Genomic DNA, 24,960 nt, shown 5'->3' with positions numbered 1-24,960 from the left:
GATGACATGGCGTCGCGTGCAGGTATCAAGTGCAAGTGGTGCGTCTTCCGCCATGCCAGGCGCGGGCATACGCTGAAGGCCGACACTTCATCAAGGGCCCAACCATGAAACTCACCACGCCATCCGGCTCGGCTCGCTGGGCGCTCGCCAGCCTGTCGTTGTCGATGTTGATGCCTTCACTCGACACCAGCATCGCCAATGCCGGCTTGCCAGCCTTGTCCCACGCACTCGACGCTTCTTTCCAGCAAGTGCAGTGGATCGTCCTCGCGTATCTGCTCGCAATCACCACGTTGATCGTCAGCGTTGGACGCTTGGGCGACATCGTCGGTCGCCGTCGCCTGCTGTTGAGCGGGATCGGCATCTTTACCTTGGCTTCACTGGCCTGTGGCCTCGCGCCTTCGCTGGGGTGGCTGGTCGCCGCCCGGGCGGTGCAAGGCCTCGGCGCAGCGATCATGTTGGCGCTCACCGTGACGTTCGTCGGTGAAACGGTGCCCAAGGCGCAGACCGGCAGCGCCATGGGATTGCTCGGCACGGTGTCGGCGATCGGCACCACGCTGGGGCCGTCGCTCGGCGGCGTGTTGATCTCTGGTTTCGGCTGGCAGGCGATTTTTCTGATTAACCTGCCGCTGGGCATTTTGAATGGTGTGCTCGCGTATCGCTACTTGCCTGCGGATCGCCAAATGCCAAAGGCTCGGCGCGGCGGTTTCGACTTTGCGGGCACGCTGGTGCTGGCCTTGACGCTCGGTGCGTATGCGCTGGCAATGACAGGGGGTGAGGGCGATTGGGGTTCGCTCAACCTTGCGTTATTGCTCATCGCTGTTGCCGGGGCAGGCGTTTTCCTGTTCGTCGAGGCGACAGTTGCATCGCCGCTGATCAAACTGACGCTGTTGCATGATCGGGGATTGAGCGCGAGCCTGGCCATGAGCATGCTCGTCTCGACGGTGATGATGTCGACGCTGGTGGTCGGGCCGTTTTATCTCTCGGGAGCGCTTGGTTTGAATGCAGCGCTGGTCGGGCTCGCGTTGTCCGTCGGCCCGCTGGTTGCTGCATTGGCGGGCGTCCCCGCCGGCCGCCTGGTGGACCGTTTTGGTGCTCAGCGCATGACCGTTTTGGGGCTCGTCGCGATGGCGCTCGGTGCGTGTCTGCTGTCGATGATGCCGACGCGTTTCGGCGTCCTCGGCTACCTCGCGCCCATCGCTGTGATCACCGCCAGCTATGCGCTGTTTCAGGCGGCCAACAACACATTAATCATGACCGGTGTGAGCCAGGATCAGCGCGGCGTCATTGCCGGTCTGCTCAGCCTGTCACGCAATCTCGGGCTAATCACCGGCGCCTCGGTCATGGGCGCGGTGTTTGCGCTGGCGGCATCGACGACCGACGTCACCCGCGCAGCCCCGGAAGCGGTCGCCCATGGCATGGCAATCACCTTTGCGGTTGCGGCGGGGCTGATTGGCCTGGCGCTCGTCATTGCGTTGCCCGCGCTGAAAAGAGAACCCGTGGTGGCGTAACAGAGGCGAAGTTACGTCACTTATGCCTAGGTTGCGCCGGGGGGATATAGAGGGGCTAAGGATTCACCCACCGGTATGACGTGAAACAGGATGCGGGTTCTGAATCGTCAACCCGGGATGCAACGAATGCCAACGCAGGGCCTCATATGAAAAGGACGGGTCCACCGGTGCAGGTACGCATGGGATGGCCACGCGCACATTTACCCCGACAACAGGTGATTGCTTTTATGACCGCGGCTGACAAAAACCATGTGACTTGGCTGGTTGAACAATCGATGCTGCATGCCGCCAGGCAACGGGCCAAGCTCTATTCGGGGCAAGGTCGGTTGTGGCAACAGCCTTACGCCCATACCCGGCCCCGTGATGCGTCAGCCCTGGCCTCGGTGTGGTTCACCGCCTACCCGGCGTCCATCGTCACTCGCGAAGACGGCAGCGTGCTGGAGGCTTTGGGCGATGAAACCTTATGGCATGCCCTGTCGAAAATCGGCATTCAAGGCATTCACAACGGGCCGCTGAAAATGTCGGGCGGCCTGACGGGCACCCAACGCACGCCGACCATTGACGGCAATTTTGACCGCATCAGTTTCGAGATCGACCCGCAACTGGGCACCGAGGCGCAACTCCAGGCGCTGGTGCGCATGGCCGCCGCGCACAATGCGGTGATCATTGATGACGTGATCCCTTCGCACACTGGCAAAGGCGCGGACTTCCGCCTGGCCGAGATGGCCTATGAAGACTATCCGGGTCTCTACCACATGGTCGAAATCCGCGAAGAGGACTGGCCGTTGCTGCCGGACATCGCCGAGGGCCGTGATGCACAAAACCTCAGTCCGTTGCAGGTCGACGTGCTCCGGGACAAGCACTACATCGTCGGCCAGTTGCAGCGGGTGATCTTCTTCGAACCCGGGGTCAAGGAAACCGACTGGAGCGCGACGCCGATCGTGATCGGCGTTGATGGCAAGCCGCGACGCTGGGTCTATCTGCATTACTTCAAGGAAGGGCAGCCGTCGTTGAATTGGCTGGACCCGACCTTCGCCGCGCAGCAGATGATCATCGGCGATGCCCTGCACGCCATTGACGTCATGGGCGCGAAAATCCTGCGCCTGGACGCCAACGGATTCCTCGGCGTGGAGCGCAAGCTTGACGGCACGGCCTGGTCTGAAAGCCATCCGTTATCGATCACCGGTAACCAGCTGCTGGCCGGTGCGATCCGCAAGGCCGGCGGTTTCAGTTTCCAGGAGCTCAACCTGACCGTCGACGACATCGCCAGCATGTCCCACGGCGGCGCCGACCTCTCGTATGACTTCATCACCCGACCGGCCTATCAGCACGCGTTGCTGATGGGCGATACCGAGTTCCTGCGCTTGATGCTGCGGCAGATGCACACCCTCGGAATCGACCCCGGTTCGCTGATCCATGCCTTGCAAAACCACGACGAACTGACCCTGGAACTGGTGCATTTCTGGACGCTGCACGCCCATGACACCTACCTCTACCAGGGTCAGACCCTTCCGGGCAACATCCTGCGTGAACACATTCGCGAGCAGATGTATGAGCGTCTGGCGGGCGAGCACGCACCCTACAACCTGAAATTCGTCACCAACGGCGTGTCTTGCACCACCGTCAGCATCATCACGGCAGCGCTGGGGATTCGTGATCTCGACGCGATCACGGCAGCGGACATCCAACAGATTCGCCAGGTGCATTTGCTGTTGGTGATGTACAACGCCATGCAACCGGGCGTTTTCGCGCTGTCGGGCTGGGACCTGGTCGGCGCGCTGCCGTTGCCGGCCGAACAGGTCGAGCACTTGATGGGGGACGGCGACACCCGCTGGATTCATCGTGGCGCCTACGATCTGGTGGACCTCAATCCGGATGCGCCGCTGTCCGCAGGGCAAATGCCACGTCCGAAGACCTTGTATGGCAGCCTGCCCAGCCAATTGAAAGACCCGGATTCGTTCGTCTCGCAACTCAAAAAAATCCTCGCCGTGCGCCGCGCCTACGATATCGCTGCCAGTCGGCAGGTCCTGGTTCCTGACGTTCAGCACCCGGGGCTGCTGGTCATGGTCCACGAATTGCCGGCGGGTAAAGGCACGCAAATCACTGCGCTGAACTTTGGCTCGACGCCGATCACCGAAACCTTGCACCTGCCCAACATTGCGCCGGGCCCGGTGGTCGACATCATCAACGAGCGAGTCGAAGGAGATCTCACGCCTGAGGGTGATTTCACCATTACGCTGGACGCCTACGAAGGGTTGGCACTGCGCGTGGTGAGCAGTTCGCCGATGATTTGAGGGCGTTGACAGGCGTCAGGGGACAAGGTCCTGACGCCTGATCCTCCGCTGTCCGGGTGGGCGTTAATCAGCCTCGACACGCTTGAAGGACAATGAAAGGATTTTCTTGATGTACCTGGCCATGGGGGTTTCTATCTGTGTGTGAACGATATAAGACGCACTGATCATCAAGGCGATGGTGCCCCACAGTAGTAGGTGCGGGTTTACCGCCGGATAAGCAACGTTAAAGATCATAAAGCCGATCATTTGATGGAGCAGGTAAAGGGGATAAGTGAGCGCGCCTAATGCCGTCCAGTTCAATGCACCGATGGCTGCCGTTTTATTCGTTGCGATCAAAAGAAAGGTCATGAAGAACAGGGTAATCATGCTGGATACGATCAGAAGATCGAATTCGGTTGAGTATTTTGATTCGAGCAGTTGGGCCCAGACAATGGCGGTGTAGTTGGCCAATGCCAATGCTCCTGCCAACAGGAGCACACGTGTCGTTGTGAATCCCTTGGCCCAGATAATGTAGAACGTCGAGCCCGCGATGAAATAGGCCGCGTAATCGGTAATTAATATCGAACGCAGTTTTTCAAAAGCGAGTACTTCTGCGGTGGCGGAGACCAACAGCCACAGTACGAGGAAGGTCTCTATTTTTTCTATTTTCTTGAAACCCAACAGAATGGAGATCATCAGGTAGAACTTTATTTCGACAAACAGGGACCAGTAGACCCCGTCAATCGGCGGCACACCCATCAAGTCGCCAAGGAATGTCATGTTAATCATGTACTGGTAAATATCAGCCGTGAATCTTGGCCGGCCGATGGCAAGCGTGATCAGGAAAGTCAGGGTGCAGCACACCCAGAAAGCAGGGCAGAGACGAACGACACGGGATATAAAAAACACCCTGAGGTTATTGCTCGAAGCGGTCATCAGAATGACAAATCCGCTGATCATGAAAAAAAGTTCGACGCCCAGATAACCGTATTTGGCAGGCTCGGCCAACAACGGGTAGGGCATTACCGACATCTCGCCTTTTGCATACCCGCGAAAAGCATAGTGAAAAAACACGACGGCGATTGCCGCGAGGAAGCGCAGCAAGTCCAGTTCTTTCAGCCGGCGATGGATCATGTTTATGCGCTCCAGACGTGTTAGCGCTGAATGGAAACTGACCACGTTGCCGATTGAAATTTGACCCGGGCTGAACGCTATAGCAGCAGTAGCGCTTCGTGGAGTTCTATTGAAGGTGTCATGCCTTCTTTTTTGCGTCGGTTGTCGAGCCAGCGTCTGGTTTTGTCTATATCGAAGATCTGGCCCTGATCCATCAAGTTCAAAAGGAGCTCATCGGAAACCCGATAGCGCCCGCAGTGCGGGCAATCCCTTTCCTCCCACGGGCCTTGACACTGAATGCGTTCCGCCACGCCGACACAGATAAGGCAATTCATCGTGATCATCCATTCTTGTTATTTAACCGTCGCCCGAGAGCCGGTTGAGACGCCCGGTACGGGAATCGTCGGTGGCACGGAGGAGGCTGGAGCCCGGTCGACCCCTACGGTCGCTCGAAAGTTCAGGACGGTGGCGCTGTCAGGATAAACAGGTCGTATCTATCACCTGACCCGACATCAGCCAGGCGACGGTTGGAAGGCTATCGACGCCGTTGCCACACCTTGAGGTAGTCGACGCGGAAGGTGGAGGGCAGGTCAGCATCGTCGACCACGCCGAACCACTGCCACATGGCCTCACTGTCAAACACTACCTGCATCGGGAAGAAGAAATGGCTGTTCTTCGTTTCCCGGACCAGCACTCCATCGACGTACCAACGCAGGGTGTCGGGCTGCCAGTCGAAGCCGTAGACATGGAAGGTATCCGCCAGGCGCCAGGGACTGATCCAGACGCTGCCATCGGCGACATGCTCGGTGCTTTGCGGCGTGGCCCACAGGTGGGCGTTCATGTTGTACGAACGGTCTAACGCTGCGTTTTTCGTCTTGCCGCCGATTTCGAAGATATCGATCTCGGTGGCGTTGTCCGCCATGCCCGTCCACGCGAGCCAGAAGGCGCTGGAGCCTGCCGAGTTCATCGGTTTGGCGCGCGCCTCGTAATAACCGTAGAACCCACGCGAATGGGTCCGGACCATCGCTGAGGTGTAGTCCTTGAAACCGAGTTGTACGTATTTCTGCGGCAAGGTTTCCTTGCGAAAAACAATGTTCAGGTTGCCATTGTGGACGCTGGCATTGGCCGGGGTGAAAAGTGCCGGTTTGCGTCCGAGCGACTCGTTCCCTATGGCGTTGTTGGCGTGCCAGCGCTCAAGATCGAGGGTGGTGCCATTGAAGTCGTCGGACAGTTTCGTGTCGAGCACCCACTGGCCGGCATTAACCTGATCGGACAGCGGCAGATCGGCGTTGGTCTGGGCCGGCAATCGGCCCAGCGGTCCGACACGGGTCCAGGTATCGGCCTGTTTGGGAATGGCAACGGACCATTTATCCGCCAGGTACTGAAATGCTCGCTGGCGTTCTGCGAGGGAGGCAAACGCACGGTCGTATACCAGCACTTCCGCGATGTCGCCGCGAAAGTTGTCGGCATTGCCGACCACATTGCGCCCGACGGCATACGGACCAATCGGCACATCGTAAAGCTCCAGGACGGAGACGGTCGGCGCATACGCGGTGGTCTGTTGCAGGCTGATGGCGAAGTTCGGCAACACGTTGTCGTTGTGGGCGGTTTGCGGGCGTGAGCTGAACAACCGTTGCCAGGGATCGGCCTCGGCTTGTTCGGGCAATCGACGGGACACAATCAATACCGTCACAGGGCCTTTGGCGCTGCGGATGGTTTTACCCAGCAACGCCGAGACACCACTGAAGCGCACGACCGAATGACCATTCAGGGCGTTTGCCATCCGCTGTGGCTGCGAGGCGGCATCGTCCACTGTGGCGTGATGGGACTCGCCGGATTTGTCGTTCCAGTGCTGGACACGGTTCTGCGCATCCAGGGTCATTGATGATGCATCGGCCGCATCCAGCCACAGCACGAGCCCGGTGGTGGTTACACCGGGGGGCGCTTGTGCTGCGTTGCAAACCATCGAGACGGACAGCAGCAGGGCTAGAAGAGAGGCATTAAACATCTGCATCACTTCACGGCACTCAGCACTGGCATTTCGAATGAAGACTGATACCCCTGCGGATTACACGACTGCCACCGCCAGGTATCGATAATCATCTGTTGAAGATCGCGTTGCGCGGTCCAGCCCAATTCCCGCCCGGCCTTGCCGGGATCGGCCCAGCATTTGGCGATGTCACCTTCGCGTCGTGGTGCGAAGCGGTAGGGGATGGTGATGCCGGTGATGTCCTCGAAACTCTGGATGATCTGCAGCACGCTGTAGCCAATGCCAGTGCCCAGGTTCCAGAAGTTGATGCCGCTGTGGTGCTGCAACACCTCAAGCGCCTTGAGGTGGCCGATGGCAAGGTCGACCACGTGGATGTAGTCGCGCACACACGTCCCGTCCACGGTCGGGTAGTCGCACCCGTACACCGTGAGTTCGGGCATCCGTCCGATTGCCACCTGCGTCAGGCACGGCAACAGATTGTTGGGTCGACCTCTGGGATCTTCGCCGATCATCCCGCTTTCGTGCGCGCCAATCGGATTGAAGTAGCGCAATAACCCGATGCTCCAGCGCGGATCGGAATGGCACAGATCGGTGAGTAACTCTTCGATCATGAGCTTGGTGCGTCCATAGGGATTGACCGGTTTTCCGGTGCCGAAATCTTCGGCAATCGGCGTGCGTGTGGGCTCGCCGTACACCGTGGCCGATGAGCTGAACACCAGCTGGAACACGTTATTGCGCGCCATCGCCCGGCACAGGTTAAGCGTGCCGGCGACATTGTTGGCGTAATAGTCCAGTGGCTTGCGCACGCTTTCTTCTACGGATTTTAGGCTGGCAAAGTGCACCACGGCATCAATGTCGTAGCGGCTGAAAATCTCGTCGAGCAGGATCTCGTCGCGAATATCGCCAGTGATGAAATCGACCCGGGTGTGGGTCAGCAACTCAAGACGCCCGATGCACTCTCGACAGCTGTTACACAGGTTGTCGAGCACCAGCACATTGTGCCCGGCGTTGATGAGCGCCAACGCGGTATGGGAGCCGATGTAGCCGGCCCCGCCAGTAATCAACGTAGTTTTGCGCATGGTGAGGTCTTCCTGTCTCAGGTATTGAATTCAGCGAGCGGTGAACACCGATTTGAATTCTTGCGGCCAGCGCGGGTGCATGACGCTATACGCCACGGCATAGCTCAGCGCGCCAACCACGATGTTGCCGATCAGGTGCAGATAGCCGTGCAAACCCAGCTGCGGTGAAACAAACAGGACGGTCGCGGCCATGACGACCGAGGCAATCACGCTGCGGTAACTGGAGTCGAAGAACCGGTGCCAGCCGTAACCGATGGCCGCGATGAGCCCGCGGATTTGCAGCGGCGTGATGATCAGCATTCGCGCCAGCAGAGCGAGGGCCGCAGCCATGCCGCCATACAGGTTGCCGAGGGTGTAGACCAGCGCCAGCGCGAGAACGGTGGTTGCTACTTCAGCCTTGATCGTGAGGTGGCTGCGGTTGACCGCCACCAGTGCCGTCGTGGCGTACATGGCGGTGTTGCCAATGGCCGCCGTGCAGGCCAGCACTTGCAGCAGGGGAATGGCGTCGGTCCACTTGGCGCCGAATATCAACGGGATGAGGTCGTTTGCCGTGAGCGCGATGCCAATGAACAGGGGCGTCAACAGAAAGCCGCTCACGGCGGTTGAATCGCCAATGATCCCCAGGAGTCGCAACGGTTCTGCGCTACGCCGGGCGAATGCCGGCAGCGCATAGCTCAGCAGGCCGTTGTAAATCGCAGTGCGCGGCAGCTCGATGATGCGCATGGCCATGTTGAACATCCCGACCGCGTTGGCGCCGGCCGTCATCCCGAGCACCACGTTGACCCCGCGCTGAAGTGTTTGTGAGCTCAGTGCGTTAATGGCAACCGGTGCGCCGGATTTCAACAGTTCGCGCAAGACCGGACCGTCGATATGGAAGGCAATGCGGCGCCGGTCTCCGAGCATCAACACGATGATAGACACCAGTTCCATGACCACCGCCTGGGCAATCACCGCCCATGCCCCTAGACCCCAGAGTGCGACAGCAATGCCGGCAACGCCGCCAAACACCTTGCCCATCAAGGTGCGTGACGCCAGCATCTTGAAGTTGCCGTTGCGGCGCATCTGCGCCACGTAGACGCGCGCCATCATGGTGAAGAGGATTTTCACCGAGGCCACGGCCGTCATCCATTGCAGCACCGGGTCGGGCGTGTACAGCATCACCGCGCCCGAGATGACGACGATGGACCCCAGGCTGACGAGCACCGCCGCCCAGAAGGCCGTGGTGATGTGTTTGTCCTCCAGCCGTTCGAGTCGTACCAGCGGGTCTTCCAGAACCGATGAGTACACCAGGCCGATCAACTCGACGATGGCAATGATGACCGTGCCCACACCCAGTTCCGCCGGCGACAGCAGCCTGGCATACACGACAAACGTAATCATGGACAGGAAGATCAGGCCGAATTTCTCGGTGAAGATCCACCCTAAGGTAATGAGGCGATGATTGGCCATGGGCGTGGGACCGGTTCAATGAGCGGTGGTTGACGCCGTTGCCTTGCGCAAGGTTCTGGCGCGGGCGTAGAGGTAGCGCAAGGTCGGTTTGCCGTTGGCGAAGATCAGTGCTTGCCAGGAGCACTCAAGCATTCGCCGGTACACGTCGAGCACCTCGGCATGCTCGTCGCGTCGGGAAAAGGCATTGAGAAAGTCAGTGTGGTTGCCCAGCACGAAATCGATCCGTTGCTGCTTGCTGAGCTGCGCGCCATAGCGGGCCAGATACACCTCGATGAACCGGATCTTGTTCGGGTAGTACTTCTTCGGCTGCGCGGTCATGTTGCCGCCGTTGACCGTGCGCTCCAGAAGCACCTGCGGCACGGTGTGGATCTCCCAGTGTTCGGCGATCCGGGTCCACATGTAGCGGTCTTCGGAGTAACGCAGGCTGGCATCGAAGCCGCCGAGTTGCATGATCACCTCGCGCTTGACCAGCGCGGTGGAGACGCCATTGACGACGTTGGCGTGGATGAAATCGTAGAAATGCCGGCCGTTCTTGCGCCGGTTGTCCAGTTGCCGCCGGCCGTCGCTGTAATTGACCTGCGTGTAGCAGTCGATCAGCCCCACCGACCGTCCCTGACGACTGAGTTCGTCATACAGGGCCAGTTGCAGCTCCAGCTTTTGCGGACGCCATTGGTCATCGGCATCGAGCATTGCCACAAACGTCTCTTCAGAGTGCCGCAATCCGTGGTTGCGGGCGCTGGCCTGGCCTTCGTTGGCTTGCTGCAACAGCGTCAGGCGAAACGGCGCCACGAAGTCTTTGACCCGTTGGGGGCCGTCATCGGTGGAGCCATCGTCGACAACGATCACGTGATCGGGCAGCCGGGTTTGCTCGACCAGGGACGTCAACGTTTGCTCGATGCTGCCGGCGCCGTTGTACATCGGGATTACAACGCACACTGAATGCGCTAAAGGGGTGGCTTGGTCTGACACGGGTGTTTCTCCTTTGATTACGCCTGGGCTGAATCGCGCGGGAATCCCTCGCCAGACGGACGCTGGCGCAGGGGTGTCGGTGATAATTCGGGGTAGGTCGCGTGGTGACGCCGAAAGGACAGGGCCAGGGTGCAGAACACCAGGAACTCGGCGGAGCGGTAGTTGGGAATCACGTAAGCCACATAATTGGTGACGACGAACAAGCCGATGATCACCAGGGCGCTGGCGCGAAACTGCGCCGCCTGGTTCGCCGTCACGGCGCGGTACTGTTTGAACAGCGCTTCGCCCAGCAGCAACGCCAGGGCAGTCAACTGGATGACGCCGCCGTTGAGCAGGGTCTCCATGTACCCGCTGTGGGCGTTGCCGATGTAGCCCCAGCGAAGGATGAATGCATTGGCGTCGGGACTGGCCCAGAAGGCGCCGAAGCCGTACCCCTTGAGCCATTGTTGGTCGACAAAGGGCGCGAGCAGCTCCCAGATCAACGTGCGGTCTGTGAGTGACGGATCACGACCGGCGATCTCCAGCAGCCACCCAAGGTGGTTGTACAGCAGCAGGCAAACCAGCAGGAACACCAGCGTGCAACCGAAGAACAGCCACTGCGAGCGGTTGATACGCAGGCGGATCAGGGTGAGGAAATACCAGTAGCTCAACGTGCCGGAAAGAATCAATGCCACGCCGGTCGCCGACTGGGCGAGCAGGATGGCGATCAGCGAAAAAAACGAGCAGAAGAGGGCCCAGCGGTTGCGTTGGCGGATCATCGGCAGCAACAGCAGGATGGCGATCGCGTTGAGCCGTGCGCCGGCGTTCTTTTCGGCAAAAATGCCCTTGAATGCGCCGTCGCGAATGCCACCGGACAAGAACGCGACGCCAGGCATGACCACGGCGAGTATCAAGCCGATCAACGCCGCCACACCGATGGCACAGCCGAGCATGAAGGTGATTTTTTCAAGGGGGTAGTTGTAGGCAACGAAACCGGCAAAAAACACCACGCTGAGCATCGCGATGAACCGCTTGAGGCTCAGCATCGGATCGTGGGACCAGCCGATCGATACGATGACACTGAGCATGAACACCAGCAGAAAGAAGTTGCTGCGGTAAAAGGTTTTGCTGAGGAACACCTTGTTGCGGATGAAGAAGAACAAAGGCACCAACAGTGTGATGAGGCCGCAGATCTGGTTGGCGACGTTGCCTTCGAGGTCTTTATCGATGTCGCCGAAGCTGGAGGCACCACCCAGACTGAGCACAAACGTGATCACCTGGATGTAGAACAGCACGCCAAACAAGGTGAAACCATCGCGCAAGGTCGAATACCTGATCTGCAGTGTGCTCATGATGATGGGCTCCCGAGCAGCGCGGCGAGGTAGGTCTGCACCGCGCTGGCATTCATGAACCGGGTGGCCGCATCCAGGCGGGAATGACGTTGCAGGTCCCGCGGTGTGGAGAGTTGCAGCGCAACCGCCTGCGCCAGCGCGATCGGGTCGTCGACGGGGACAAGCGGAGCGACGAGGCCGCCGATGAGGATGTCCTGAGGACCATGGGGGCAGCGCGTCGCCACCACCGGTGTACCCGTGGACAAGGCTTCTACCAGGGCGTTGGGACTGCCCTCGAAGCGTGACGACAACACAAAGCAATCCGCCGCGGCCACTTCAGCCAGAGGTTCACAGGTGTAACCCGGCAGGTCGAAGCGATCCGCCACGCCCAGCGTTCGGGCCTGCTCGAGCAACTGCGACCTGAGCGGGCCTTCGCCAAAAATGATCAAGCGGGCGTCGGGATCCGGCAGCGCGGCGAACGCTGTAATCAAGGTGTCGAAGCCTTTTTGCGGCACCAGGCGACCCACGGCGACAATCACCGAACCGGGTTTTTCCAGCAGCCAGCGGTGGCTTGGCGGCCCAGGCAACTTGTCGCGGAAGTCGTTATCGAGCACCGGGTTGTCGGCAATGGTCACGTCTTGACGACGCGCAAGGGTGGTATCGATCAGGTCCTGGGCGACACCGCGCGAGACGCAGATCACTGGGTTGGGAATGAGCCGATACAGCAGCGGCGCCACCAGGTACGCGACCCGCACCATGAAGTCGGGGTTGACGTGCTTGTCATGGGAAAACGCATTGCGTTCGCTGACGTGCAGCCGTGCCAGCGTGCCGGACAGCGCGGCGGCGGCGATCGCCACCACGTTGACGTGAGTGAGGGCCGCCAGTTGCGCGTCAAAGCGATTGGCGCGCAGAAATCGCGCGAGCGCCGGCACCGCTCGCGCGGTGCGTTGGCTTTGCAATTCAACTTTTTTTACACGCGGGTCGAGGTTCGCCGCATGGAGGCCGCCGCCGGTGAGCAGCAGCAAGGTCACGTCATTGCCAGCGTCCACCAGGGCGCCGGCGAGGCGCGCCATCATTTTTTCAGCCCCGCCTGCGCTGAGGTCATGCAGGATAATCAGTAGCTTTTTCATTGGTTCCATACCTGGTAGTACGCTTGCGCGGCGTACTGGCTGGTGTACGGATGGATGGCGTCACTGAGCATTTTTGCGCTGGGTGCAACGCCGCTTTGTGCGGTCAGGCTTTGAAGCATCCCCCGCGCCAACGCCGGTACGTCGTTGACGGCGACCAGTTGGCCCAGTCGACCGTTGTCCAGCAGTTCCCTGGGGCCGGTCTCGCAGTCGCATGCCAGCACGGGCGTGCCCAGCGCCAGCGCCTCGATCAGGACGGTCGGCATGCCTTCCTGAACGGAGCTCAGAATGAACAGCCGTGCGTGCCTCAGCAGTGGATAGGGGTTGCTCAGGAACCCGGTGAAATGCACCCGGTGCGTGATGCCCAGTCGATGTGCCTGAGTGGTCAGTGCGTCGAGCAACGGACCGTCACCGACGATCACCAGATCGGGCAGTGCTTCACTGCGCAGCGCCAGGGCGTAGGCATCCAGCAACAGATGAAACCCTTTAGGTTCCACCAGGCGGCCCAGGCTCAACCAATAGTCGCGGGGAAAATCGGCGGACAGCGGCGCTTGTGCGGCTTGAAGCAGTTGTTCGGTGACGACGGCGTTGGGGCAATAGCGGATCCGTCGCCGACCCCAGGGCATCACGTCGACGAGTGACTGGCGCAAGGCGGTGGAGACCGTGACCACCTTGCCGTTACCGCAGAGGTACAACGTATAGAGCAGGCGCAGGCTTGAAGGGCCGGTTTTCTGTTCAGTGCAATCCAGTGCCGCGTGACGGCTGTAAATGACTTTGCAAGGACTGCCCAAGGTGGCGAACCAGGCGCAGAGGTTGGCTTGCTCCTTGGCGGAAATCACGTGGGTGACGCCTTCACGGCGAATGAGCCGGTGCAACTGCACGATGGACCTGAGCAGGCCGACGATGCCGTTGCCGCTGCCGAGCGTTTGAACACCTTCCGTGTCGGGCGTGTCTCCGTTCATGACGAAAAAACTCACGCGCTGGCCATCCTTGAGAAACTGCTCGGACAGCCGTTGCTGGACGCGCTCGACACCGCCGCCCACCTTGAAGTCCTTGAGAATAAACAGGATGTGCATGGTCATTCCTCAACGCTGATGGCGACTTTGCGTGACGCGATGAGCGCCAACAGGTGCACAAAATTGTTCGGGTAGTCGATGAGGTAGCGTTTGATCGTATGGGGCTCGCGATACATGCGATAAAACGCGCGCAGGTGCAGGCGATTGATCAGCGCCGGGTAATAGGTGCGCGTGGCCAGGGCTTCCTGGCGAATGAACCCGCCACAGGTGAAGGCGACACCGCGAAACCCCGCGCGCAACGCGTCCTGCTCGAACTGCTCTTGCAGTCCGGCACCCAGACCCACGATCAGGATGTCCGCTTCGCTGCGGCAGATGTCGGCCCGAATGCCCTCGGCCTGGGACGCATTGAAGTAACCGTTGTGGTAACCGGCGAGGGTCAGCCGCGGGTAAAGGGCCTTGATCTTGCTGACGAACAGTTCCAGTTCCACTTGCCGGGCCCCGACGAAGTACACGCGCTTGCCCTGTTGCTCGGCGCTGCGCAGTACAAGGTCGGCGATGGACGTGAAGTCAAAGCTGACCCGTCCAATCCTCCTGCCGGTCACACGCGACATGAAGGTCGACATCAGCATTCCATCGCAAAAATAGGCGACGGTGTTCGGGGGCTGCTCGAAAACGCGGCCGATGGACGCGAAGTTGATGAAGGAATAGGCCTGGTTGGCCTCCAGTAACTTCGTTGAGTATTGCCCGACTAATTCCAGCTTGATCATGGCGCCGCTCCTTTCAGATGACTGAGCGGGTCTGCCGGCCCACGGAGACGTAGGTAAAACCGCGTTTGCTCAACCGCTGCGGATCGAACAAGTTGCGCCCGTCAAAAATCAGCGGTTGCTTGAGCTGCCGGCCGAGCAAGTCGAAGTCCGGCGCTCGAAACGATTGCCACTCGGTGACGATGATCAAGGCGTCGGCATTTTTCAGGGCGGCCTCCTTGGTGCCGGCCAGGGTCAGGTCGTCGCGTGAACCGTAAATACGCTGGGCTTCCTCCATGGCTTTGGGGTCGAACGCCTGGACGCTGGCGCCGGCGTGCCACAAGGCTTCCATCAGTACCCGGCTGGGGGCTTCGCGCATGTCGTCGGTGTTGGGTTTGAAACTCAACCCCCACAGGGCAAAGGTCTTGCCGCGAAGGGCACCGTCGAAGTGATTGAAAATCTTCGTGTACAGGCTGGCCTTCTGTTCGTGGTTGCGCGACTCGACGGCCTTGAGTAGCCGAGCGTCGATGTCGACGCTGGCGGCGGCCTGTATCAGCGCCTTGACGTCCTTGGGGAAACACGAACCTCCGTAGCCCACACCCGGATAGATAAATTGATAACCGATGCGCGGATCAGAGCCGATGCCATGTCTGACCATCTCGATATCGGCACCCAGCTTTTCGGCGAGGCAGGCCATTTCGTTCATGAAGCTGATCTTGGTCGCCAACATGCTGTTGGCGGCGTACTTGGTCAGTTCGGCGCTGCGCAGGTCCATGACGATGATCTTTTCGCGGTTGCGATTGAACGGTTCGTACAGTTCCCGCATGACTTCTTCGGCGTGTTGGCTGTCGGTGCCGATGATGATCCGGTCCGGGCGCATGCAGTCCTCGACCGCGCAGCCTTCCTTGAGAAACTCGGGGTTGGAGACCACGTCGAAGGTCAGGTTGCAGCGACCGGTGTCGGCCAGCACCTGCTCGATGTGCGCGCGCACCCGGTCGCCGGTCCCGACGGGGACGGTGGATTTATCGACGATGATGTGATGCCGGTCCATGTTCAGCGCGATGGTTTGCGCAACGCTCAATACATGTTTGAGGTCTGCCGAGCCGTCTTCGTCAGGCGGTGTCCCCACGGCAATCAACAGCACATCGCCGTGGTGGACAGCGCTGGCGAGATCAGTGCCGAACTGCAGCCGTCCACTTTGGTAATTGCTGTGGACCAGGCTTTTCAGCCCCGGCTCGTAGAGCGGCAGCGTGCCATCCTTCAGCGCCTGTACCTTGTCGGCGTCGACATCCACGCACAGGACGTTATGGCCCACTTCCGCCAGCGCGGCGCCTTGGACAAGGCCCACGTAACCAATACCAAATACGCTCACATTCATGATCAAACCTCAGGTCGGCGTGACAGTGATCAACGAGGGGGCAGGGGTCAGTAGATGTTTTTCGAGAACAGCGTGAAGGGGGTCTTGATGAGGATCTTGATGTCCAGCCACAGCGACCATTGGTTGATGTAGTTGAGGTCCTGGGCGACGCGCAGCTGCATCTTTTCCACCGTTTCGGTTTCGCCTCGATGCCCGGTGATCTGGGCCAACCCGGTAATCCCCGGTTTGAGGCGGTGACGGGCCATGTAGGCGCGCACTTTGCCGGTGTAGTAAAGGTTGTGGGTGACGGCATGCGGACGAGGGCCGACCAGTGCCATTTGCCCGAACAACACGTTAAACAGCTGCGGTAACTCGTCGATGGAACTGCGGCGCAGAAAGCGGCCAAACGGTGTGACACGGTCATCATCACGGGTGGCCTGGTGCACTTCGCGATCGTCGTGGAGGCGCATCGAACGAAATTTCCAGACCTTGATCACTTCGCCGTTGCAGCCGTGGCGATTTTGCTTGAACAGCACGGGACCGGCGGAGGTCAGCTTGACGGCGATCGCCACGATCAAGAGCATCGGACTGAGGACAATAATGGCCACGGCGGCCAGACTGCGTTCGAACAGGTCCTTGCAGAACAGGCTGGCGGGATGGGAGCTGATCAGGCTTTCGTTGAGGTAAATGGCTGGCATCCGCTCGATTTCCGAGATCGAATGGTTGAGCAATACCATGCTGCCGAAATCCGGGATCCACACCACGTCGACATTCATGTCCAGCAGGTCGATGTACAGCGCTTCGATGGTGGCGGCATGCGTCATCGGCAGGACTATGTAGACGCGGCGCACGTCCAGGCGCGTGATGATTTCGCGGATCGCATCGACGTGGCCGAGCAGCGGCAGGATGCTGGGGGCCGGACCGCTGTTGTCGGCTGCGGCGATGAAACCCATGACCAGCGCACGGTTTGGTCTGGAGAGTTTTTTCGCCAGTTCATGGGCGGTCGGGCAGGTGCCGATGATCACCGCACGACGCTCGTTGCAGACCATTCGCGAGTGCAGTCGTGCGAAGTAATGCAGGGGCAGAAACATCGCAGCCTGGACGACAAAGCCCAGCACCGCCCAGACCATGATGACCTGGCGCGAGTAAATCGCACTGGTCTGGGTGATGAAGGCAATGGCCGCCAGCACGGCCAGCAGGATCAGCCAGCCGGCCAGTAACCGGCCGAGCCCGACCAACAGGCCATGACGCTTGTGGTAAACCTGCATCACGCTGTAGATCGGCACCGAGCCGAGCACCGTCAGAATCATCAGGATGCGGTATTCGCTGGTCAGGCTGCCAACACGCCAATACACGAGCAGCATCAGCAGCGAGGTTGCCAGCGTCATTGCACACAACCACTGCCCCCAAAACGTCAGGCCTCGGCGGTGTGTCATGTGAGCGGTATAGAGAGGAGTCATGGGCTTAACCTCAAGGCAGAATTAATGCATCAGCGCTGATGGGCGCGCACGGCGTGGCTCCCGCAGGCTTTTCCGTAGCTCGGCAGAGGTGAAGCAATGTGTGGTGATGGCAGAAAGACTGTGGTGAGGGGGCTTGCCTCTTTCGGCCTCGCCGCAGATTTTGTGGCGTTAGCGGGTGGCGAAGTCGTAGTTATAAAACGTCTTGGAATGGTGGTAGCCATACTTGCGCGCCTTGCGCAGGTCTACCTGGTTGAGCACGGTGCCAAATACCGGCACGTGGCTCTGCTGCAACATGGCAATGCCCCTCTGCACCTGACTGATCGGCGTGCTGTCGGCCTTGACCACATAGATCACCGCATCCGAATGCTGGGCCAGCAACAGTGCATCGCTGATCATTTCCGCAGGCGGTGAGTCGATAATGATGTGGCGGTAACGCGACTTCAGCGCCTCAAGCATGCGCGCCATGCGCGGCGAGCTGAGCAGATCCTGCGGCGGAGGCTGGCGTGACGGATTAAGCGATTCGGCGGGGGAAGGCAGGCGCGGCGCTGTGAACAGATCCCGCGAAGGGGGGATGACCATGCCGGCCGGCAGCATGTCCAGATTGCCCACCGAAACGATGCAGTCTTCAAGCCTGGCGGTGCCCGCAATGACATTGGCCAGTCCCGGGCTGTCAGGCGGAAAATCGAAGTTCACCGAAAGGGTTGGCTGGCGCATGTCGGCATCGATCAGCAGCACTCGCTCCAGCGAAGTGAGGGAACTGGCCAGGTTGGTGGCAATGGTGCTTTTACCCTCACCGGCAACGGTCGACGTCACGAGTACCACCTGCGACGGCATTTCACTGCTTTGCAACATCAGCCAGGTGCGCAGATTGCGGATGGTCTCGGAAAAGCGCGGGTTGTCGTTGTCTTCGAACAAGCGCGCCAATTGCCGGCGACTTTTCTTCATCACCAGCGGCACCACGCTGAGCAGGGGAATGTTAAGCGTGCTTTCAATCGTCTCGTCGGTTTTAAAGGTGTTACTCAGGCTGTCGAAGAGCAGCGCCAACGCGACCCCGATCACCGCAGCCACTAACCCGACGATCCCCACAATCAATGTTTTACGGGGCTTGCTCGCTTCTACAGGCACAATCGCCGGGTCGACGATGCGCACTTTGGTGGAGTCCATGTCGGCGGTGGCCGCGGTTTCCTTCAAGCGGGTGACGAAGGTTTCATACAGGGCGCGGGTGCTGTCGACTTCACGCTGGAACTCGCGCAACTGGAATTCCTTGCGGGCAATGTCCTGGATCTGCGCCTTGTTGCTGTTGAAGGATTGGCGCAGCGAAGCTTCACTGGCCGAGGCCAGTTGGTATTGCCGTTCGATCCCGGCGACGACCTGCTGCACCTGCAATTGCAGGCTGGTGGTGGCGGCGCGCAATTCCGATTGCGCGGAAATCAGGCTTGGGTGTTTCGCACCATAGCGCCCCGACAGCTCATCGACCTTAGCTTGTGCCTTGGCCCGGTCCGCCTGGAATTGCTGGACCAGCGGGTTACTCAAGACCGCCGGTACGCTGGAGAGTCGGCTCAGGTCGCCGTTGCTCAGGGCTTTCGCCTGGCGGTATTCACTCTCGGCTTCAGCGCGGTTGCGACGGGCGTCGACCATGCGATTGCCGGTCATTTCCAGTTCGTTGGCACTGATGGTGGCAACCCCGCCGACATCTACCAAACCTTGTTCCTCCCGGTAGCCCTGAAGCTTTTTCTCGGCAACACGCAGGTTGTCACGCAACTTGACCAGCCGTGTGTTCATCCATGCTGTGGTGGTCTGCGAGGACTTTTCGCTGGTATCGAGCTGACTGTCGGTAAAGCCATGGGCCAGCGCGTTGGCCGCCGCTGCCGCCAGGACCGGGTCTGGCAACTCGACCTCGATTTCGAGCAGTTGGCTCTTGCCAACGAACTTGACGCTGGTGTGCAGCATGAGGTTCTGCGTGACCTGATTAAAGACATCTTCTTCACTTGGCGTGTCTTTCACCGGCATCAACCGGCCCAGTCCCGGGATCCATTGAGCAAGGTCAAGGTCGGCCAGCCATTGGCGCGGCGTGAACCATGGCTTCGGTTGCTGGCGCGGATCGGTGACCGGGTTGGTCGTCAGCTCGAGTTTTTTCACCGCTCGCTCGGCAAGGTCCCGTGATTGCAGGAGCGCTTGTTGTGTCTGCAAGTAATCAGTGGCGTTGCTGCCTGAGTCCTTGACTTGCTGGAAGGACATCAGCGGCGGGGTTTTATCGTTGAACAGCAAGGTGGTGCTGCCGACGTATTGCGGGGTAATGCTCGAGACCACGACAGCCGCCAGCAAACCGCTCAGCAGGACCAGCCATCCGATGCTCCATTTGGCGCGCCAGATCACCCTCCACAGTTTGAGAAGATCAATGGTGTCCTTGTCTTCGCTGTACTGCTGATGCAGATGCGTTTGCAGAGGACGTTCGACGTAGGTGCTAGGGCTGTTGTCCATGATTAGAAAAAGCCTTGTGCAATGGAAATGGTGTCGCCGGGGGCAATCGTGGTGTTTCGCGTGACCTCATCGGTGAGGGTCGGGCCGCCATCACCGCGCAAGATGGTCACGCGTTTGATGGAGGCTCGCTCGGTCAGTCCACCGCCCAGAGCGATGGCTTTTTCCAGGGTCAATCCGGGTATGAAGGGATAGCTGCCGGGTTTTTTCACTTCGCCGTTGATATAAAACGAGCGGTATTCGATCTGGCTCAAGCTGACTTTCGGGTCGTTCAGATAGCCTTGTTTAAGTCCGTCGACGATGATCTTTTCGACCTGGCCGGGTGTAAGTCCCTTGGCGGAAATCTCACCCAGGAACGGATAGGAAAATGTGCCGGCATCGCTGAGGCGGATTTTTTTAATGCTCAGCTCCGGCTCGCCGAACACGATGATGCGCAAGACATCGCCAGCGGCCAGTTTGTACTGGGTACCAGGGTCTGCGGCGTAGGTATCGGGTAGCACAACCAGTGCGAACAATAGGCCCAGGGTGCGTGCGTTCATGTCGAAACCCTCTTAAAGGCTGACGTTGAAGCTGATCTGAAAAACGTTGCGGGTGTAGCTTTCGTCGTCGGCATCAGAGTCGTTGTCGCGATATCGATAGCCGAGTTCGATATCCAGCCATCGGCGCATCGCGTACACCACGGCCAGGTTGTAATCCTGAAGGTTGTCGGTTCGGCTTTGGCCTTCGTAGACATAACGACCGTACCCGGCTTGTGCCACCGTGGTGATCCGTTCGGTCCAGCCATGGCGCCAGCCGACCTGGGTGAAGGTGGACTTGACGGCATCGGCACCATCGTCGCCTTCGGCAAGGGCCTGGCGGGCCACGAAGGTGAACGTTGAATAGGTGCGAGGTTTCCATTGCAGGTCCACTTGCCACGTGGGGTTGTCGAGGTCTTTGGATTCGCTGCTGTCGAAGTCCTTTTTCTCATAACCGACACGGACTTTACCGGTGGTCTTTGCGGTAATGTCCCAGACGGCACCGGCAAGTACCGCGTTGGATTTGCTGCTGCGCAGGCTGTTGGGTTCCAGATAGTCAAAATTGGTGTGGTCGTACTCGATCAGGCCACGGGTATTGCTGCCGATGCGGTGATACCAGGTACTGGTCAGGGCGGCGGTATTGCGCTCTTTGTCGTCATTGATGCCGTCGGCGTTGTCGTAGCGAAGTTCCGCGTAACTGGCGCCGAAATCGATCTGGTTGTCAGCGCTCTTGGCGCCATAGGTGTAGAGGCCGCCGACTTTTTTGTTGTTGAGTTTGTCGTTGACGCCGTCGACCGCCGTGTCCTCGGTGCGCTCCCACTTGCGGTATTCGGCTTCGAGCTTCAGACGGTGCCGGTCGGTGAACTCCATGATGCTGTCCGCCCGCACCCGTTGTGCGGTGTTCGAGGCATCCGACTCGTCGTGGTAAATGTAGCGGGTGGGCTGCCAGGTCAGTCGGGTAGCGCTGTTGCGATCTTCGGCCTTGAGTTCGAAGGAGGGCGCCAGCTTCGTGATCATCGAGGACTGTTTGTTGGTCTCCAGTTCTCGAAAGTTATCGTCATAGCTTTCTGAAAACAGAAAGGTGGGAGTGAAATCGAACCCGTAAACATCAATAGGTGCCGGATCAATACTCCAGGCCATTCCAGGGTAGAGAGAGGCCATGATCAGTGCAAAAGGGCAGCGTGAATTCAAGGCCATATCATGGCTCCTGGAATGAGCTATCAGTCAGATATTGGATTGAAACGAGGGGTGCTGACGTTCGAGGTCACTTAAGGGCATGCAGATCGCCTGGTCGCGATTTAGAAACTGCAACAGGATCATGACGCGCTCAGCCCCATGCGAGGTGATGAAAATCCCCTCGAGTGTCGACAGTGGCCCGCGGATTATTTGCAGGTGGTCGCCGGGCGTAAGGGGCGGGTCATCGTGGGATACCGATGATTCGACACAGCGCCCACGCAGATGCTCGATGACGTTCTCGGCCACCGTCGCAGGACCATGATTGAATTCGACGAAACGACTGACGCCCCGAGTGGAGCGTATGGGCGCCCAGTTGTCATTACCGCCAAGATGGATAAACAGATACCCGGGGAAGAGGGATTCGCGCACCCTCTGTTGTTTGCCGCGAATCACGCGTTCACTCAACAGTTGGGGGTGAAAGACGACATAGTTTTGTTGAAGAAGATTGAGATGGGCACGTTCATCCTGGTGAGGCTTGCACTGCAGAAGGTACCAGTTAGAGCGTTCGGAACGGATTGCTGGCATGCTGGTAAACTCCGTGAATATCGAAAGTTTAGGCAGGCAGTGGCTCTATTGAGGCCCTAGAAGTATTTAAGCCAGGCAGGGTTATTGTTTTTATGAGATGGGCGAAGGAGTGTGTCATTAATGAGTCAGGGTGTGTTACATGGGCGTAACAGCGGGATAATGAATGTGCGCTATATGTGACAGCCTGTCGGGTATATAGCTTGATTCATTATTCGAGGACAAAGCTACCGCACGGTCCATACCAAGGGGCCGCAACAAACAAAGACTTCAGAAGTTGTCTGATGAGCAGCGGTAAACGAACAAACTGCACTCGTATTCTGTTTCATCAGGCCCGTGTAGTTATTGACCACTCTCGACAAACTGTCAAACGTTCCTTGTCAAAAAACATGCCTTCCATCCAATAGTGCACTCGGTAGTTATCAACCTATTGTTTTTAAAGCCAATTTATTGTCAGCTGAGCGGATTAAACTTTTTTAGCTATTGATAGTCGTCGTAGGGACAGGATAATCCGGGATGATGCCCCAATAATGGGGCCTGATATGAAACTTGGATCCACTGCCATTGCAACGCTATAACTAACTGCCGGTCATTGGGCAAACGGGGCGACATGATGACTATTCTCGTGACGGGCGCGGCAGGTTTCATCGGGTATCACACGGTCAAACGATTGTGCCTGGAAGGGCGGGAAGTTGTTGGTATCGACAACCTCAACGCTTATTACAGCGTGGAATTGAAACACGCTCGGCTCAAGCAACTGGGCGAATTGCACGGTTTCCGTTTTGAGAGAATGGACATTGTCGATAAGCCGTCCTTGATGGCGTTATTCAAAGACAGTGAGTTCACCGAGGTCGTGCATCTGGCGGCGCAAGCGGGGGTTCGCTATTCGCTGGATAACCCCGATGTGTATGCACAATCGAATCTGGTGGGATTCCTGAACGTGCTCGAAGCCTGCCGACACTATCGGCCTGCGCATTTGATCTATGCGTCGAGCAGTTCGGTGTATGGCGCCAACAGCAAACTCCCGTTCAGCGTCGACGACCCGGTCGATCAGCCGGTGTCGCTGTACGCCGCCAGCAAGCGCGCCAATGAATTGCTTGCCCACAGCTACTGCCATCTCTATGGGATTCGTGCCAGCGGCCTGCGTTTTTTTACCGTGTACGGCCCTTGGGGACGTCCTGACATGGCGCTGTTCACGTTCACCGAAGCGATGCTCAAGGGCCAGCCGATTGATATCTACAACCATGGCCAGATGGCGCGTGATTTCACCTATGTCGACGATATTGTCGAAAGCATCGCCCGTTTGCTTGCGAAGCCGCCGGTCCCGGACAAGGAGGCAAGTGGCATCAACCGGATTTTCAACATCGGGCGTGGAAAACCGGTCGCCTTGCTCGATTTTATCGAATGCCTGGAAACGGTGGTGGGCATAACAGCGCAGCGCAATTATTTGCCGATGCAACAGGGCGATGTCATCAAGACGTGGGCCGATGTGTCGGCGCTGGCAGACTGGGTCGGCTTCTCGCCCCACGTGGAAGTTGAAGCAGGCGTGAGGCAGTTTGTGACGTGGTATCGCGACTTCTATCAGGTCTGAGTCGTTGCTTCAGCCCAACACGAAATCCACCGGTTCGAGTGCCGGAGGCAGCTGTGTTTCTCCCAGCGCTGCAAGAATTTCCCGATCGATGTTGCGCACGATGGCGTCGATGGGCAGGTCGTTTTCGTCGCGACCAAACGGGTCTTCCAGTTCATCGCCAATCGCATCCAGACCGAAAAAGGTGTAGCTGACAATCGCCGTGAAAATCGGTGTCAGCCACCCCAGTGGCTCGGCCATTGCGAAGGGCAGCAAGAAGCAGAAGAGGTAGCTGGTTCGGTGCAACAACAAGGTGTAAGCGAAAGGCAGCGGCGTGTGTTTGATGCGTTCACACACGGCCTGGGCCTGGGTCAGGTGCGCCAGGTGATTGCTCATGATCGTGTAGCGCCATTCGTTGATCACCCCGGACTCGCTGAGTGTCGAACATTGCTGGCCGACCTGCTGCAAAATTTGCCCGCTGAAGTCCGGCACGTTGTCCTCTGGCAGCGGGTCAAGCCAGGAGCTACTGGCCGCCCGCTGATTTTCCAGGCGCAACTTCGCGTTAAGCGCATGGGCAAATCCGCACAAATGATGAAGCATTTTCCGGCGCTCGGTTTCGTCCTTGATGATCCGGGTTTCGCGGATCATCGAGCGAATCGCGACTATCACGTCGCCCCAGGCTTTGCGGGCTTCATACCAGCGGTCGTAACAGGCGTTGTTGCGAAAACTCATGAAAATCGACAGGGACAAACCCAGCAGCGTGAAGGGCGTCGCGCTGACCTTGGAGAAGTAACTCGGGTGCAAGGTCTCGACGAGCACGATGCCCGAAGCGAGCAGTGTCACCATCAGGCAGCGCAGGGCGATCTTTTTCGCGATCGAGCCCTTGATCGCACTCATGATGTTGAGGAAAGTCGGTTTCGGTCTGACGATCATGGTGTTCCGCCTGCGCAGATAACGGGTGATTCAAGTGTTGGATGTGCCGCACGTTCAGCGCGGGCGCAGGCTAAGAGCCTGTGGGCGATCCGTCCAATCACTGTTGCCGACCGAATGATCGATGAGCTCTATGACGCACCCCCTTACTGTGTAGCAGCTGCCGAGCCTGCGAGGCTGCGTTCGGCTGCGCAGCAGTCGTGAAATCAGAGCTCGCGGTGTATCAGTCAGACCATGCCAGCCCGGTTTACGACTGCTGCGCAGCCGAACGCAGCCTCGCAGGCTCGGCAGCTGCTACAGGTCGCGGAGCGGCAAGGT

General features: G+C 58.9%; 19 protein-coding genes. 3 read left to right on the top strand and 16 right to left on the bottom strand.

All coding sequences use genetic code 11. From position 1 onward, the window contains the following. Positions 1 to 104: 104 nt before the first annotated feature. A complete protein-coding gene (locus ACA075_RS17450) occupies positions 105 to 1,508 on the top strand; it encodes an MFS transporter (protein ID WP_497294151.1) in 1,404 nt (467 codons plus the stop codon). A gap of 227 nt (positions 1,509 to 1,735) precedes the next feature. Next, positions 1,736 to 3,802, top strand: coding sequence for a maltose alpha-D-glucosyltransferase (gene treS / locus ACA075_RS17445; RefSeq protein WP_497294150.1), 2,067 nt, complete (start codon positions 1,736 to 1,738; stop codon positions 3,800 to 3,802). A gap of 63 nt (positions 3,803 to 3,865) precedes the next feature. Here treS and ACA075_RS17440 read toward each other — a convergent pair whose 3' ends face one another. The 15 genes from ACA075_RS17440 to rfaH form a co-directional block, all read right to left on the bottom strand. Beyond that, complete coding sequence (locus ACA075_RS17440; protein WP_497294149.1) at positions 3,866 to 4,915, bottom strand: acyltransferase family protein; 1,050 nt, start codon at positions 4,913 to 4,915, stop codon at positions 3,866 to 3,868. Positions 4,916 to 5,429: 514 nt separating this feature from the next. Then, complete coding sequence (locus ACA075_RS17435; protein WP_497294147.1) at positions 5,430 to 6,902, bottom strand: family 16 glycosylhydrolase; 1,473 nt, start codon at positions 6,900 to 6,902, stop codon at positions 5,430 to 5,432. Between the two features lie 5 nt (positions 6,903 to 6,907). Next, the gene (galE, locus tag ACA075_RS17430; RefSeq protein WP_497294145.1) at positions 6,908 to 7,963 is read right to left on the bottom strand and encodes a UDP-glucose 4-epimerase GalE; all 1,056 of its coding nucleotides are present in this window, start codon (positions 7,961 to 7,963) and stop codon (positions 6,908 to 6,910) included. Positions 7,964 to 7,993: 30 nt separating this feature from the next. Beyond that, the gene (locus ACA075_RS17425) at positions 7,994 to 9,412 is read right to left on the bottom strand and encodes an oligosaccharide flippase family protein (RefSeq protein ID WP_497294144.1); all 1,419 of its coding nucleotides are present in this window, start codon (positions 9,410 to 9,412) and stop codon (positions 7,994 to 7,996) included. Between the two features lie 15 nt (positions 9,413 to 9,427). After that, the gene (locus tag ACA075_RS17420) at positions 9,428 to 10,381 is read right to left on the bottom strand and encodes a glycosyltransferase family 2 protein (RefSeq protein ID WP_497294142.1); all 954 of its coding nucleotides are present in this window, start codon (positions 10,379 to 10,381) and stop codon (positions 9,428 to 9,430) included. Between the two features lie 17 nt (positions 10,382 to 10,398). Continuing rightward, positions 10,399 to 11,712 carry an O-antigen ligase family protein gene (locus ACA075_RS17415; RefSeq protein ID WP_497294140.1) on the bottom strand — a complete coding sequence of 438 codons (1,314 nt, stop codon included), beginning with the start codon at positions 11,710 to 11,712 and terminating at the stop codon, positions 10,399 to 10,401. Next, positions 11,709 to 12,821, bottom strand: a complete 1,113-nt coding sequence (locus ACA075_RS17410; protein ID WP_497294138.1) for a glycosyltransferase — start codon at positions 12,819 to 12,821, stop codon at positions 11,709 to 11,711. The genes ACA075_RS17415 and ACA075_RS17410 overlap by 4 nt, the downstream gene beginning before the upstream one ends. After that, entirely contained in the window at positions 12,818 to 13,894 is a 1,077-nt protein-coding gene (locus ACA075_RS17405) for a glycosyltransferase (protein WP_497294136.1), read from the bottom strand. Before ACA075_RS17405 ends, ACA075_RS17410 begins: the two co-directional genes overlap by 4 nt. Before the next feature lie 2 nt (positions 13,895 to 13,896). After that, the gene (locus ACA075_RS17400; RefSeq protein ID WP_497294135.1) at positions 13,897 to 14,601 is read right to left on the bottom strand and encodes a WecB/TagA/CpsF family glycosyltransferase; all 705 of its coding nucleotides are present in this window, start codon (positions 14,599 to 14,601) and stop codon (positions 13,897 to 13,899) included. A 13-nt stretch (positions 14,602 to 14,614) separates the two neighbouring features. Next, positions 14,615 to 15,955 (bottom strand): UDP-glucose dehydrogenase family protein, encoded by a 1,341-nt coding sequence (locus tag ACA075_RS17395; RefSeq protein ID WP_497294133.1) that lies wholly within the window; start codon positions 15,953 to 15,955, stop codon positions 14,615 to 14,617. Positions 15,956 to 16,002: 47 nt separating this feature from the next. Next, positions 16,003 to 17,394: an undecaprenyl-phosphate glucose phosphotransferase gene (locus ACA075_RS17390; protein WP_497294132.1), complete on the bottom strand. Its 1,392-nt coding sequence runs from the start codon at positions 17,392 to 17,394 to the stop codon at positions 16,003 to 16,005. Positions 17,395 to 17,562: 168 nt separating this feature from the next. After that, positions 17,563 to 19,875: a GumC family protein gene (locus tag ACA075_RS17385; RefSeq protein ID WP_497294130.1), complete on the bottom strand. Its 2,313-nt coding sequence runs from the start codon at positions 19,873 to 19,875 to the stop codon at positions 17,563 to 17,565. A 2-nt stretch (positions 19,876 to 19,877) separates the two neighbouring features. Then, the gene (locus ACA075_RS17380; protein ID WP_497294129.1) at positions 19,878 to 20,411 is read right to left on the bottom strand and encodes a polysaccharide biosynthesis/export family protein; all 534 of its coding nucleotides are present in this window, start codon (positions 20,409 to 20,411) and stop codon (positions 19,878 to 19,880) included. A 12-nt stretch (positions 20,412 to 20,423) separates the two neighbouring features. Further along, complete coding sequence (locus ACA075_RS17375) at positions 20,424 to 21,584, bottom strand: outer membrane beta-barrel protein (RefSeq protein ID WP_497294127.1); 1,161 nt, start codon at positions 21,582 to 21,584, stop codon at positions 20,424 to 20,426. Positions 21,585 to 21,611: 27 nt separating this feature from the next. Beyond that, a complete protein-coding gene (rfaH, locus tag ACA075_RS17370; protein ID WP_497294125.1) occupies positions 21,612 to 22,148 on the bottom strand; it encodes a transcription/translation regulatory transformer protein RfaH in 537 nt (178 codons plus the stop codon). A gap of 610 nt (positions 22,149 to 22,758) precedes the next feature. Here rfaH and ACA075_RS17365 point away from each other — a divergent pair. Further along, the gene (locus ACA075_RS17365) at positions 22,759 to 23,736 is read left to right on the top strand and encodes an NAD-dependent epimerase (protein WP_497299284.1); all 978 of its coding nucleotides are present in this window, start codon (positions 22,759 to 22,761) and stop codon (positions 23,734 to 23,736) included. A gap of 9 nt (positions 23,737 to 23,745) precedes the next feature. Here the strand turns inward: ACA075_RS17365 and ACA075_RS17360 are convergent, their stop codons facing one another. Continuing rightward, a complete protein-coding gene (locus ACA075_RS17360; protein ID WP_497294124.1) occupies positions 23,746 to 24,645 on the bottom strand; it encodes a bestrophin family protein in 900 nt (299 codons plus the stop codon). Positions 24,646 to 24,960 lie beyond the last annotated feature (315 nt).

The organism is Pseudomonas sp. LBUM1663, from assembly GCF_059695905.1.
Note: the sequence above shows the minus strand (reverse complement) of the source record. Positions and strands in the feature narration are given on the sequence as shown.

Coding starts and splice junctions, on each gene's coding strand:
- ACA075_RS17450 (WP_497294151.1), top strand. CDS start 105: ATGAAACTCACCACGCCATCCGGCTCGGCTCGCTGGGCGCTCGCCAGC.
- treS (WP_497294150.1), top strand. CDS start 1,736: ATGACCGCGGCTGACAAAAACCATGTGACTTGGCTGGTTGAACAATCG.
- ACA075_RS17440 (WP_497294149.1), bottom strand. CDS start 4,915: ATGATCCATCGCCGGCTGAAAGAACTGGACTTGCTGCGCTTCCTCGCG.
- ACA075_RS17435 (WP_497294147.1), bottom strand. CDS start 6,902: ATGTTTAATGCCTCTCTTCTAGCCCTGCTGCTGTCCGTCTCGATGGTT.
- galE (WP_497294145.1), bottom strand. CDS start 7,963: ATGCGCAAAACTACGTTGATTACTGGCGGGGCCGGCTACATCGGCTCC.
- ACA075_RS17425 (WP_497294144.1), bottom strand. CDS start 9,412: ATGGCCAATCATCGCCTCATTACCTTAGGGTGGATCTTCACCGAGAAA.
- ACA075_RS17415 (WP_497294140.1), bottom strand. CDS start 11,712: ATGAGCACACTGCAGATCAGGTATTCGACCTTGCGCGATGGTTTCACC.
- ACA075_RS17410 (WP_497294138.1), bottom strand. CDS start 12,821: ATGAAAAAGCTACTGATTATCCTGCATGACCTCAGCGCAGGCGGGGCT.
- ACA075_RS17405 (WP_497294136.1), bottom strand. CDS start 13,894: ATGCACATCCTGTTTATTCTCAAGGACTTCAAGGTGGGCGGCGGTGTC.
- ACA075_RS17400 (WP_497294135.1), bottom strand. CDS start 14,601: ATGATCAAGCTGGAATTAGTCGGGCAATACTCAACGAAGTTACTGGAG.
- ACA075_RS17395 (WP_497294133.1), bottom strand. CDS start 15,955: ATGAATGTGAGCGTATTTGGTATTGGTTACGTGGGCCTTGTCCAAGGC.
- ACA075_RS17390 (WP_497294132.1), bottom strand. CDS start 17,394: ATGACTCCTCTCTATACCGCTCACATGACACACCGCCGAGGCCTGACG.
- ACA075_RS17385 (WP_497294130.1), bottom strand. CDS start 19,875: ATGGACAACAGCCCTAGCACCTACGTCGAACGTCCTCTGCAAACGCAT.
- ACA075_RS17380 (WP_497294129.1), bottom strand. CDS start 20,411: ATGAACGCACGCACCCTGGGCCTATTGTTCGCACTGGTTGTGCTACCC.
- ACA075_RS17375 (WP_497294127.1), bottom strand. CDS start 21,584: ATGGCCTTGAATTCACGCTGCCCTTTTGCACTGATCATGGCCTCTCTC.
- rfaH (WP_497294125.1), bottom strand. CDS start 22,148: ATGCCAGCAATCCGTTCCGAACGCTCTAACTGGTACCTTCTGCAGTGC.
- ACA075_RS17365 (WP_497299284.1), top strand. CDS start 22,759: ATGACTATTCTCGTGACGGGCGCGGCAGGTTTCATCGGGTATCACACG.
- ACA075_RS17360 (WP_497294124.1), bottom strand. CDS start 24,645: ATGATCGTCAGACCGAAACCGACTTTCCTCAACATCATGAGTGCGATC.